9 protein-coding genes are annotated in these 12,635 nt (G+C 45.4%); 5 read left to right on the top strand and 4 right to left on the bottom strand.

What is annotated here, in order from left to right; all coding sequences use genetic code 11:
• Window positions 1-32: 32 nt before the first annotated feature.
• The 3 genes from RT084_RS04305 (at window position 33) to RT084_RS04315 (ending at window position 3,857) form a co-directional block, all read left to right on the top strand.
• Entirely contained in the window at window positions 33-1,187 is a 1,155-nt protein-coding gene (locus RT084_RS04305; RefSeq protein WP_313097713.1) for a catalase family protein, read from the top strand.
• A gap of 37 nt (window positions 1,188-1,224) precedes the next feature.
• Window positions 1,225-1,860 carry a DUF1269 domain-containing protein gene (locus RT084_RS04310; RefSeq protein WP_312385202.1) on the top strand — a complete coding sequence of 212 codons (636 nt, stop codon included), beginning with the start codon at window positions 1,225-1,227 and terminating at the stop codon, window positions 1,858-1,860.
• A gap of 161 nt (window positions 1,861-2,021) precedes the next feature.
• Complete coding sequence (locus RT084_RS04315) at window positions 2,022-3,857, top strand: 3-hydroxyacyl-CoA dehydrogenase (protein ID WP_313097714.1); 1,836 nt, start codon at window positions 2,022-2,024, stop codon at window positions 3,855-3,857.
• Window positions 3,858-3,896: 39 nt separating this feature from the next.
• On the opposite strand, the gene RT084_RS04320 is transcribed toward RT084_RS04315, so the two are convergent.
• The gene (locus RT084_RS04320; protein WP_312385200.1) at window positions 3,897-5,009 is read right to left on the bottom strand and encodes an HlyD family secretion protein; all 1,113 of its coding nucleotides are present in this window, start codon (window positions 5,007-5,009) and stop codon (window positions 3,897-3,899) included.
• Window positions 5,010-5,128: 119 nt separating this feature from the next.
• Window positions 5,129-6,781 (bottom strand): MFS transporter, encoded by a 1,653-nt coding sequence (locus tag RT084_RS04325; RefSeq protein WP_313097715.1) that lies wholly within the window; start codon window positions 6,779-6,781, stop codon window positions 5,129-5,131.
• A 341-nt stretch (window positions 6,782-7,122) separates the two neighbouring features.
• Between RT084_RS04325 and RT084_RS04330 the strand changes: the two genes are divergently transcribed.
• Window positions 7,123-8,367, top strand: a complete 1,245-nt coding sequence (locus tag RT084_RS04330; RefSeq protein ID WP_313097716.1) for an oxygenase MpaB family protein — start codon at window positions 7,123-7,125, stop codon at window positions 8,365-8,367.
• A 125-nt stretch (window positions 8,368-8,492) separates the two neighbouring features.
• On the opposite strand, the gene RT084_RS04335 is transcribed toward RT084_RS04330, so the two are convergent.
• Together RT084_RS04335 and RT084_RS04340 are read right to left on the bottom strand one after the other, a co-directional pair.
• Window positions 8,493-9,935 carry a coniferyl aldehyde dehydrogenase gene (locus tag RT084_RS04335; protein ID WP_313097717.1) on the bottom strand — a complete coding sequence of 481 codons (1,443 nt, stop codon included), beginning with the start codon at window positions 9,933-9,935 and terminating at the stop codon, window positions 8,493-8,495.
• 46 nt (window positions 9,936-9,981) lie between these two features.
• Window positions 9,982-11,709 carry a GMC oxidoreductase gene (locus RT084_RS04340; RefSeq protein ID WP_312385193.1) on the bottom strand — a complete coding sequence of 576 codons (1,728 nt, stop codon included), beginning with the start codon at window positions 11,707-11,709 and terminating at the stop codon, window positions 9,982-9,984.
• A 260-nt stretch (window positions 11,710-11,969) separates the two neighbouring features.
• Between RT084_RS04340 and RT084_RS04345 the strand changes: the two genes are divergently transcribed.
• Window positions 11,970-12,629, top strand: a complete 660-nt coding sequence (locus RT084_RS04345; protein ID WP_219331685.1) for a TetR/AcrR family transcriptional regulator — start codon at window positions 11,970-11,972, stop codon at window positions 12,627-12,629.
• The last annotated feature ends 6 nt before the right edge of the window (window positions 12,630-12,635 follow it).

A 12,635-nucleotide genomic window follows, 5' to 3' on the forward strand; every position in this document is an offset into this window, starting at 1 on the left:
TAACCTGATAAAAATAACAAAGGACAATCATCATGTTAAATAAATTATTCGGTCGTCGTTATGCCAAGTTTGACCCAGCCATCGACCAGCTTACGAGTGACGATGAAAAAGCCATCGACCAAATCACTGCAGATATTCGTGACTATATCGGCAAATCAGACACGGTTAGCAAAATCAACTATCATACCCGAGATGCCCATGCCAAAGGCTACTGTGCGTTAAAAGCCAACTTTGAGATTTTACCAAAACTGCCCAAAGAATATGCCCAAGGTATCTATGCCAAACCCGCTCGTCATGAAGCGGTGATTCGTTTTTCTAACGGCTCATCTCGTGTGGCTGCTGACAACAAGTTGGGACTTTCTCAAGGGTTGGCGATTAAAGTCTTTGGTGTCAAAGGCGAAAAATTACTGCCAGATGAGCCAGATAGCCCAAACTTTGACTATAATCTGATTAATTTTCCTATTTTCTTTTGTAATACTATCCAAGACTATAGTTATATTTCACGGCTATTTTTACAATTAAATGATTATTTTGCCAAAGGTGCGAAAGGTCAAGCCAAGTTTGCCTTTGATTGGATTACCCAATATGGCAAAAAACTGCCATCCAAAGAATCCCTCAAGACTTTTAGGGCTTTTAGTAAATTTAAAACCATCAAACCGCAAAATACCTTGTTATACAGTTTTTACTCACAAGGGGCGGTGCGTCATGGCGACTATATGGCAAAAATCCGTGTCGCCCCGACCAAAGCGTCACAAGCCAAAATCAAGCGCCGAGATCTCGATGTCAACGCTACTAACGAGGCGATTCGTCCTTTGATTTTACAAGAAATCCGTGAGCATGATTATGAGTTTGATGTGCAAATCCAGCTGTGCCGTAACTTAAAAGACCAACCCATCAATGACTTGACCAAAGAATGGGATGAAAAAGATGCGCCTTTTGTGACCGTGGCAAAACTCACCATCCCTTGCCAAGATGTACCAGATGACGGCAATTTTGACATTATGGAACACTTGTCATTTACCCCGTTTCGTTGTATTGAAGCCAACCGTCCGATTGGTAATTTGCAACATGCGCGTCTTCGAGCTTATCAAACCGCTTCCACTACTCGCCATAGCTTAAACAATAAAAAACGTGTCGAGCCAACCAATCTAAAAGAAGCGTTTAATAAAGATTTTTATAACCTTTAATTAAAAAAACCTAATTAAAAAAATAAGGATAACAGACATGAAAGCACAACAAAATATTTTAGTCACTATTTTTGATGTACCAACTGAAGCCTACAAAGCCTTTACCGAGCTTAAAGCTTACAAAAGCAACGCTGAAACCTTGATTGCGCAAGCGTTACTCATTAAAAAAGAAAACGGTGTGATCACAACGATCGATAGCCTAGACCAAGGCGAACAAATTAGTGGTGGGGCGGTTATAGGCGGTCTGTTAGGCGCATTGCTTGGCGTATTGGGCGGACCTGCAGGTTTGTTAATCGGCGGCTCACTGGGTATGGTACTCGGTAGTGATGTCGGTGCGGCAGCGTCTTTTGCTCAATCATCGTTACTTGAATACGTTGCCCAAAATCTAAAAGACGGTGAAGTGGCGATTTTAACGTTGGTTCAAGAGCAAAACGAGCAACCACTCAACGACTTTTTTGCGCAGTATAACACGCATAGCCAACGCTTTGACGTAGCTCATGTACAAAGTGAAATCATCGCAGCCAAAGAAGCACATGACCAGGCGGTTAAACACTTGCAACAAGTATGGCGTGAACAACGCAAAGCTGACCTTTCGTCAAAATTGGACGCATTTCGTGATGAAATAAACCAAAAATTTCATCAATTGGGTGAAAAACTCAATCTCCATAAATAAATCAAAAACCGTTAGTGTTTGAACATACTAACGGTTTTTTTTCTTTTAATCTAATTAAAAATAGTCGACAGCAAATACGATAATACCAAAAAAAATTTACATGCCTCATCGATTATGAGGTTATAAAGTTGCGTATTTGCCTGTTAATCTAGGAGTATTGTATGTCAGAGTCGAATCCTCTTGTTAATTTTACCCATATCACAGTCGCAGGCAGTGGTGTTTTGGGCTATCAAATCGCCGTACAAGCGGCGTTTCATGGCTTTAAAGTCGTTGTGTATGATATCAATGACGAGGTACTCAATAAAGCCAAAACCAAATTTGCCAATATCGCCAAACGCCATCAGGATGATTTGGGCGAAACAGCCGAGCAAGCCAAACAGGCTGAGCAAAACTTGAGCTATACATCAGACTTAACAGAAGCCTTGAAAGACGCAGATCTATTGATTGAAGCGGTGCCCGAAGATGTCGCCATCAAAAAAGATTTTTATCAAAAAGCCTCCGCAGCCGCACCCGAAAAAACCGTATTTGTCAGTAACTCATCTACCATGTTGCCCAGTGATTTGGTCAAATTTACCGACCGTCCTGCCAAGTTTTTGATGATGCACTTTGCCAATGAGATTTGGAAGCGCAATCTTGCCGAAATTATGTCGCATGCCGATACTGACCCTAACGTATTTGATGCGGTGACCGCGTTTGCCAAACAAATCGGCATGGTGCCTATTATCGTCAACAAAGAAACCTCGGGCTATGTACTAAATTCACTACTCAATCCTTGGTTAAATGCAGGGATGCAGCTGTATATCCAAGGCATTGCTGACATTCAAACCATCGACAAAACTTGGATGCTTGGCACAGGCTCGCCGATGGGACCATTTGCTTTTTATGACATGCTGGGGCTAACTACCCCTTACAATATTTACAAGCTTGCTGTGGCCAAGGGCAAACAACAAGACCAAGCGGTCGTTGATATGCTTAAAAAAGAGTATATCGAGAAAAATAAACTGGGCGTGCCAACGGGCGAAGGATTTTATCAATACCCCAATCCCGCCTTTAAAAATCCTGACTTTTTAAAACCACCCAAAGCGGATTTATCCAAAGTACCCTATAAAAATATTACCGTGGCAGGCAGTGGGGTATTGGGCAACCAAATTGCGGTGCAATGTGCGTTTCATGGGTTTAACGTGACGATTTATGACATTAACGATGACGCGATTGCTAAGGCGAAAGCCCGCTTTACCGACCTTGCCAATCAGCATCAGCATGACCTAGGTGAAACCGATGCCCAAGTGGCAGCAGCTAGCAACAATTTGGCTTACACCACGGACTTGAATGAGGCGTTAAAAGATGCAGACCTATTGATTGAAGCGGTGCCAGAAAGCTTAGACATCAAAAAAGATTTTTATAGCAAAGCCTCAGCCGCCGCCCCTGCCAAAACCGTGTTTGCCAGTAACTCATCGACGTTATTGCCAAGCGTGTTATCAACCTTTACTAACCGTCCAGAAAAATTCTTGATGCTGCATTTTGCCAATCATATCCATATCCGTAATACGGTGGAGTTGATGGCGGCCCCAAGTTGCGACCCACAAGTCTATGCTGACGTCATCGAATTTGCCAAAGCCATTGCTATGCTACCGATAGCGGTGAAAAAAGAACAATCGGGCTATGTGCTTGATAGCTTATTGATTCCGTTATTGGTAGCGGGGTTAAAACTGTGGGCAAACGGCGTTGCCAACGCCGCAACCATTGATAAAACGTGGATGATAGCCACGGGTTCACCCTTTGGACCGATGGCGATTTTGGATAAAAATGGCATGACAACCAACTACAATATCTTTAATGAACTGGCAAAAACGGACCCTTCTTTGCAGCAGCCCGCTGAAAAGCTCAAAGCAGAACTGGTCGATACCAACAAATTGGGTGAAGCCACGGGTGAAGGGTTCTATCAATATCCTAACCCAGCTTATTTAGCGAAAGATTTTTTAAGCTTATCTGACTAAACTGCGTTTGGTAGAGGAGAATAAAAAAGGGTTAATTTACTAACTTGACGTATCTACCGTTGCCACTACCGACATGCCGGGCATCAATTCATTCAGACGACTTTGGTTGCCATCGATGTCGATGCGTACAGAAATGCGCTGTACCACTTTGGTAAAATTCCCGGTGGCATTGTCGGTTTTAATGACACTAAATTCTGACCCTGTTGCGGGGGAGATGCTTTTGACTACCCCCGTAAATTTTTGTTTGCCTAGGGCATCCACAGTAAACCACGCTTTTTGCCCGATTTTCATTTTATCAATTTGGGTTTCTTTAAAATTGGCAATGACCCACATCGATTTTGGAATGAGGTAAACCAACTGCGTGCCTTGCGTCACCAGCTGACCGGTACGGATATTGATTTGCCCTAATTTACCTGAGGTCGGGGCGGTGATTAAGCCATATTCTTGGTTGGTATTGGCTTGATTTAGCTGTGCATTGGCGCTTTTAATCTGTGCCACCAAACCAATCTTTGCTACTTCCGCGGTCTTTTGACCTTCGCGGGCGACATCGACACTGGCTATTGCTTGGCTCATCAGTGCTTCATTGTTTTTAACCGCCGCTTTGGCAGTATCGACTTCATTTTGTGACACGGCGCCAACACCGACCAAGGATTCAAGTCGTTTAAGCTGTTGGATAGACAATTCTAGCTGGGTTTTAACTTGTGCTACTTTTGCCTGCGCGGCTTTGACATCGGCTTTGCGCTGCTCGATGATTTGTTGCTGGTTGGCTAAATTGGTGGTCGCTTGTTCCAGACCTGACTCGGCTTGTACTACTTGCTGTGAGTAGTTAGCACTGCTGACTTTAACTAACGGCTGACCTTGTTTGACGTCCTCAAAATCAGTGACGTAGACTTTTTCGATATAACCATTAATTTGTGCCGACAATAGGGTGATATTGCCTTTGACATAACTATTTTCGGTTTGTTGCAGTGGGGAGTTAAACGGACCCAAATGCCATGCCCATAAAATTACCCCAACACCGAGCAAAAAAACCACCAACATGATAATTAAGGTAAGCGGTCTAGGGTTGATAATCTTCTCAGGCGCCTGTGTGGGTTTATCATCGCTGTCATCAGCTGGCGCATCATTTTGGGTTTTTGCTTCACTACTCATGAGTTGGGTTTTCCGTAAGCATTTTATTGATGATTAAATTTTATTTATCATTAAACTGTTATCTAAAAAAACAGTTATCTAATTGGGTCGCCTTGTTATACGCATCTAGCTTATCCAGTCTAAGTTTGCTTAATTGCTACTTTTTGCCGATTTTCAATGTATTTTTTGCGGGCGATATTAATCATACCCCAAGCAAATAAGAATGTGGCAATGTAACTGTTGACAGTAATGATATCGCCATACGCTTTAATCTGCGCTTCTCGCGTAACAATTTGGTTGAGGGATTGTTGGGCTTGTTGCTGCGATAAATTGTTGTCGGTGATGACGGGTTTAAACCCTGCTTGGTATTGTTGAAGCCGCTGGGTTACTGTGGCATCTGTCGATTGCATTTGCTGTAAAATACTTTGTTTATGATACTGGGTGCGCTGCTGTTGCAGGGTGCTATAAAAAGCCGAGCCTACCAGCCCGCCAAAGTTTTGGGTCGCACCAAACAATATGATAAAGGTGATGACATGATTAACGCTTTGTCGCAGCGTCAGCCCAAATCCCATCAATACCAATGGACCCATAAACAGTGAGCCTGCAAACGCGACTGCAAATTGACTGAGATAAAAATTTTGGGGTCGCACGTCACTGGTGAGCATATTGGCATCATACACACTGGCAACCGCTACGAGCAAAGTCGCCACCACCATCGGCGGAATCAAATGATCGCGTGAAAAGGTCAGGGCGCTGACTATCAAACCTGCCAACATACCAAAAAATATGACCGTATAAAAACCCACAAACTGGTCGGACATGAGACCTTGGGATTTTAAAAAATTCACCACCGCATAACTTTGCTCAGACATAATCAAACGCAGTAAAAAAGCACCGACCACAAAACGCAATAACGCAAAACTCCCCAGCCAGCGGGTCATAATCAAAGGATTTTTGCGGTAATGCTCAAAGAAAAAGCCTGACATCAACAGCGCCAAAGCACCAATGAGCATATACGCCAATAACGGTGAGTTTTCCCACCACAAAATCGACCCTTGTACCAACACCCCACACAGCAACCCAAAACCGGGCGCCAATAACAAAAAGGTGAGAATGTCTTTCTTTTCATACACTTCGATACGTAAACTTCGTGGCAACTTGACGGCAACCACCATCGCAAAACAACACAGCGCCAAACCGAACTCAAAGGTGTAAAGCCGAGTCCAGTCATTCACATTGACCAAATAAGGGGACATTATCCAAGCCAACGGAATCGCCAGCGCACTGACCCCAAAGCCAATATACAAACCTTGCAGGCGATACTTACTGGAAAAGGCTTGCATCACATAATAAAGCCCGAGTGAGGATAACGGCGCCGCGACAAAGCCTCCTATCGCCCTCACCAGTAAAGCCATCGGATAGTTTTGCACAAATATATGAATAAACATCACCAGCATAAACATCAGCAGGGATATTTCAGAAAACCAGCGTAATCCAAATTGTTGACGCGCTTTAAATAGCAGCAGGTTGGCGCTGACATTTGCCATCACATACACAGCAGGTATCCAAGCCACTTGTGAGGGTGTCAGCGCATATTCGCCTTGGATTTGCGGTAAATTGGCGGTAATAATGCCGTTGCCCAAGCCACCACAAATTGCAATAAAAACGCCGATGACAAAGTACACAATGCTTTTTGATCGAGAGTGAGCAATACTCGGCGGGGAACCGGGTAACGCGGGTTTTTCATCCTCGGTCCAATTGGGTGGCGTTTCTAAGATTCTAGGTGATTTCAAAGGGTGGCTCGATTTTGATACTGTTAAGACAAGAGAGGTTGGCTATAGTGTAATCAAAAATAGGCTTAGCGTCAGCGACAAAATAGTTCGATAAATGTGACATGGACTAACGCTATGCTAGTCATCATTACCCAAGCCTTCATTATCCAATCAATCATTATCTCACTGGTCATTGAAACCCATCAGGCAAGCTAAAGGTCAAATTCATCCAGTAAATACACACAGTCGATTAAGGTCTAACATTTTTAAACAAAAAAAACGATTTTTTTGGCACATAAGTATTTTTTAGTTGCCAAAATGCGCTAGGCTATCTGTTTATTCATCACTGATTTACCACTACTATGAACCCGCTTTATCAAACCGATTTGCCGACACTGGGGCGCAATACTGACATTGACCACCATGCTGAGTTACAAGTGTTGCAGCGTATCAAACGATTTTTATTGCCCCGTGATTTTGAGGTGTCAAAGGATTTATTGCAACAGATGCAGCAGGGGTACGGTATCGCAGATCAGCCTGTCGATGCGCTGTTATCCAGCGGTATCAAATTTGCCAAACCTCTGCAGCAATTGATTTTGCATGAGCAAGGGATAGCGCAAACGGGTAATGTATCGGCAGCCAAAGCGTTATTGCAACAGCCCGCGTTTGAGGCGCTATATCAGCAGTTTTGCCAATATCCGAGTTGGTATGATGCCAAGCTTGCCGAGATTGGCGCAATTGCCTATCGGCGCTATCCGTTAATGCTGATTTGGTTACTGCGTAATGTCGCGCTAATGGCAGGGTATAGTATCCCTGCGCTCTCATTACCACTCATCAAAACAGGGGCGTTAGTGCATGATGCATTGCCAAGGCTCATGCGAACCTATGCGTATATTTTGGCAGTGTCTGAGTACCCAGCGATTAGCCGCAACCAGCAACCCCCATTGGCAATTGGCACAGAAGGCTGGCGACAAAGTCTGCAAGTGCGTCAGATACACGGTCTGGTAAGACAACAATTATGCAGTCATGATTGGGACAGTGACTACTGGGGGGTACCCATTAACCAAACCGATATGGTGGCAACCCACTTGCAGTTTTCGCTACTCATTATGCGCGGACTAAAATTACTGGGGGCAAGAATCAGCGCCGAAGAGTCACAAGGCATCATGCACTTATGGCAACTGGCAAGTTGGTGGATGGGGATTGAGCTGGCGCGCATTCCTGAAGATGAAACCGAGGCGTGGGCATGGCTTTATAGCTATTTGGCAACCCAGCAATTAGATTTTGAATTTGGTAAACCCCTCGCCAAAGCGCTGCATGATTTACCCTCGCAAATTATGGGTGAGGACAACAGACGTGGACAGCTGGTTGAGCAGGTCAATGCCAGTGTCACACGGACTTTAGTGGGTGATGATATCGGCGATGGCTTGGGACTGCCTAGGCCAAAATGGCGCTATGGCGTGCTTGTCAGTGTGCCGATTCTATTTGGGCTTGATACCGCACGAGCGCACAATGCGGCTATTGCCAAAAGATTGGCGCAATTTCGCGCCAAACGCCAAGATAACATGAACTGGTGGCTCAAAAAGCACGATAACTATTACCAATAAGCTAGCACATACCAATGAACTAGCTCATACGATGTTACTAATTTACCAGAGTGATAGTAACGGTTATCTATGCCGAGTTATATAGGCAAAGTTATCCATACAAGGTTGTCTAGGCATTGCAATCACTAGGCTTTTAAAATCACCTTCATCATGTTCCAAAAGGTCTTGCCATACGGTGGTTGGAGCAAATGCGCGAAATTAAGGTGACTTTGTTTAAACACCGCTTTTGGATGAGAGAAGGTGTCAAAGCTATATTTGCCGTGGTAACGCCCCATCCCTGATGCCCCGACACCGCCAAACGGCAGATTTTGCTGGGCAATGTGAAAAATCGTTTCGTTAACACACGCGCCGCCACTCACTGTATGCTCGAGCACGTAGTCGGTGTCGGCTTTGTCCTCGCCAAACACATACAACGCCAGTGGGCGGTCACGCTCATTCACATACGCCACCGCTTGCGCCAAGTCTTGGTAGGACACCAGTGGCAATACAGGGGCAAAAATCTCCTCTGTCAGCAATTTAGCATCGCTGGGTAAATCGGTGACAATCATCGGCGGGAAAAATCCAGTCTCGATATTCACTTCATAATCGGTCAGTGGAATGATAGTGGCACCGCGCTGTTTGGCTTCATCGAGATAACCTTGCACGCGGCTGGCTTGTTTGGGATTGATGACAAAGCTATAGTCAGGGTTGTCTGCAAGATTGGGGTAGTGGGCGTCAAGCCATGCGGTTGATTGTTCGATAAAGGCGTGTTTTTTATCCGCCTGCATCAACACGTAATCAGGCGCAATACAGGTCTGTCCTGCGTTCATGGTTTTGCCTGTCCATACGCGGTTGACAGTTTTTGCCAAATCAGCGCTCGGCGTCACTACGACAGGAGATTTGCCGCCCAGCTCAAGGGTGACAGGGGTCAAATTCTGTGCCGCGGCTTTCATGATATGTTTGCCCACTGCGGTAGAGCCGGTAAAAAATAAATGGTCAAACGGTAATTGGCTAAAGGCTTGTGCGACTTCGACATCCCCTGTAATTAAGGTCACTTCGTCTGCGGCAAAGTATTTGGGTAACGCATTAGCCAGCCACTGCTCAAAATTCGGTGAGGCTTCTGAGACTTTGAGCATCGCACGATTGCCTGCCACCAATGCGGCAGCCAGCGGCGCAATCACCAAATACAGCGGATAGTTCCAAGGTGCAATAATGCCTACGAGTCCTAACGGCTGTGGCTGGATATAGCTACGAGCGGGCAAAAACCAAATCCCAGTTTTGACCGGTTGTTTGGCAGACCAAGCTTTGCCGTGCTTTTGTGTATAACGAATCGCTTCAAGCGTTGGGAACAGTTCAAGCATGGTGGTTTCAGCCGCTGGGCGCTGTCCAAAGTCGGCATGAATAGCGGTGATAATCTCGCTTTGGTTATCCATCACCAACTGTTCTAATTTTTTTAGCCGCGCACTACGAATTGACCAATCAACATATTGGTCTTGGCGGCTAGCCGTCCGCATGATGTCAAACTGCTGCTGCATGGTATTGATAGTTGCATCCGAATTAATTGCATCCCAGTTGTCTTGAGGTGTCATGTGTATTATCCCAATCATTTAGTTAAATTTTAACTCAACATAGCAGTTAAGCCGGTATCTTGCTAGCATCTTTTTGAACTAGCGTCGCGTTTTGGCTCGTGGTATCCGCAGCATGCGGTAACTGGGCTGATTTGTGTGGAATATGGCTCATGGCATGCTCTGTCAACGCCGTTATGGTGAGGCTTGGGTTGACGCCCAAGTTGGTCGAGATATTGCCGCCATCACAGACATAAAACCCTTGATAATTAAACAATCGGTGGTACTTATCGACCACGCCATCTGATGCAGAATTGCCCAGCGAAATCCCACCCATACAATGCGCGGTGGTTGGGATGTTCAAAAATACTTCCGACAACACGCCATAACCGATTCCTCCCATTTGGGTTGCCATCTGCTCTGCAAACGCGCTCGCTTCTGGGATAAAGGCGGGGATCGCAGGCCCATAGGTTTGCATCTGGTAGCGACTACCCAACCAAGCCCGCCACCACGGGCTTTTTTGATAGCGCATTTCAAGCGCATACGGCGTGCTTTGCATACATAGCAAAATAAGGCTTTGTTTTGCCATATTATGCGGTCGAAATGCACGCCACGCCTGACGGGGCTTGACGATAAACTGCACTATAAAACACCATAACCAAACCAGTAGCGACATTTTTTTGCCGTTTTTATAATTGCTTAACGTCGCCAAAAAGGACGCAATATTAAAACCTTCAGGATAACGCGTCGCCTCAATATGTGTGCCATCACCCAAATAAATCCCAGAGCCGATAGCCACGCCATCGCTCATGGCGCCATGTTGCTCATCCAAAAATCGTACGCCTAGCAAAGATTCAGCATTGGTATAGATACGCTTGCCAAGATAAGGGGAAATATGGGGCATATTGCCTTTATGGCGCTGCTCAAACAGCAGTTTTTGGCTACCGAGGCTAGAGGCTGACAGCACAATTTGTTGGGTGGCGATTTGATACTCACCTTTATCCGCTGATTGCAGCGTCACCCGATAGCCTTGCGAGCCGTTTTGATAGGCAGGGTCGCTTGATGATTTGCTATCATCAGTTATCGGTACTATATCCGTGACTTTGGTTTCAGCGAGCAGGGTAGCGCCATTTTTTTGGGCAAAATACAGGTAGTTTTTATCTAGGGTATTTTTGGCGCCATAACGGCAGCCAACCATACAGCCACCACAGCCTATACAAGGGCTGCGCTTAGGACCTGCGCCACCAAAATACGGGTCACCATTGACAGAGGGGTGAGCATACTTGTCATGTTCACTAAAGTAGGCGCCCACATCGGTAAGATAAAAACTATCACCCACGCCACTTAGGTTTGCCATTTTTTGTAGCATCAAATCTGCGTTGCCGATTTTTTTGTTTTGGCTCACGCCTAGCATGCGTTTGGCGGTCTCATAATGTTGTGGCATCACCGCTTGCCAATCGTGAAGCCCTGCCCAGCTACCTTGTTGCCAAATTTTGTCTTCTGGCTGTAATAAGGTGTTGGCATAAGTGATTGAGCCACCGCCCACTGCATTACCATGCAGCACCATGACATGCTTAAATAGCTGAAGCGAAAAAAAACCTTTGTACTTGAGCGCAGGCAACCACAAAAATTGCTTGATATCGCGCACGGTTTTGGGCATGGTTTCAGGAGAAATATGCTTGCCTTGCTCAGCGATAATCACGCGATAGCCTTTTTCGGTCAGTCGCATCGCCGAGACGCTACCGCCAAAGCCTGAGCCTATGACCAAAAAATCCGTATCAAATGATTGACCTTCCATGTATCGCTTTCCTTATCGTCCTTAACTTAATTAAATAGTTATCTTGAATAGTTGTCCTTATAGCTGACCTACCGCGGGCTACTTTGCAGTGGCTTTTTGGCTGTATCTGTCTTTGTATAACAGCGGTTTAGCGCTAAACAGTTCAACGCGCCACCTGATTAGGGTATACTAATTTTTCAGCAGGCTGCTGCAACTGTGACATTTGGGTTCGTTTTGTTTTGATAAGTTAAGTTAAAGGATTGAGTTGAAAGGATTAAAGCGTGCCAAAGTCAACCTTCACACCGCTTCCATCGCCCACGGGTACGAGTATTGAGTCGAGCTTGAGTGATTTTGGACAGCAGGCGCATATCATGGGCAATGCCAACACCGTGGTCAGACGTTCGCTCGCCATAGCGCTGCTCAAATTCATGGAGTCCACGCCATTTGCTGATATCAGCGTCACCGAGCTGACCCAAAAGGCAGGCGTGAGTCGCATGGGGTATTACCGCAATTACGATAGCAAACTTGCGTTACTCAAAGACTATTTGACGCAGATTGAGGATGATTTTCCTTTTATCGACTTGACGGCGGCAAGCGAGGGCGAGTTTTATGCGTTTTTGGTACGCGTGTTTGACTATCTGAGCAAGTTTGAGTTATCAACCAAGATTTTGCTCAATCAAGGCTTTGAAGGGCTGATTTTAGACACCCTCCTTAATAGCAAAATTTTTGTCGAATACCGCAAAAAGCAGTCATTGACTTGCCAAGCTATGACAGCAACACAGGATAAAAGCGGGGAGTACAATCTGGTATTCGCCTCAGGAATGCTGTATCACACCTATATTCATTGGGTGCGGCAAGGGCAAACAGAAACGCCACAGCAACTAGCAAGCTGGCTCATGGCGGGCGGGTTTTATCGGTTATTTCACCCTAATGATGACTAAACTGAT

Source organism: Moraxella sp. CTOTU48717, assembly GCF_032057165.1.
Taxonomy (GTDB): Bacteria; Pseudomonadota; Gammaproteobacteria; order Pseudomonadales; family Moraxellaceae; genus Faucicola; species Faucicola tetraodonis.

Bases quoted from the DNA above. Each gene is read 5' to 3' on its own strand.
- RT084_RS04305 (WP_313097713.1), top strand. From the start codon at position 33: ATGTTAAATAAATTATTCGGTCGTCGTTATGCCAAGTTTGACCCAGCC.
- RT084_RS04310 (WP_312385202.1), top strand. From the start codon at position 1,225: ATGAAAGCACAACAAAATATTTTAGTCACTATTTTTGATGTACCAACT.
- RT084_RS04315 (WP_313097714.1), top strand. From the start codon at position 2,022: ATGTCAGAGTCGAATCCTCTTGTTAATTTTACCCATATCACAGTCGCA.
- RT084_RS04320 (WP_312385200.1), bottom strand. From the start codon at position 5,009: ATGAGTAGTGAAGCAAAAACCCAAAATGATGCGCCAGCTGATGACAGC.
- RT084_RS04330 (WP_313097716.1), top strand. From the start codon at position 7,123: ATGAACCCGCTTTATCAAACCGATTTGCCGACACTGGGGCGCAATACT.
- RT084_RS04335 (WP_313097717.1), bottom strand. From the start codon at position 9,935: ATGACACCTCAAGACAACTGGGATGCAATTAATTCGGATGCAACTATC.
- RT084_RS04340 (WP_312385193.1), bottom strand. From the start codon at position 11,709: ATGGAAGGTCAATCATTTGATACGGATTTTTTGGTCATAGGCTCAGGC.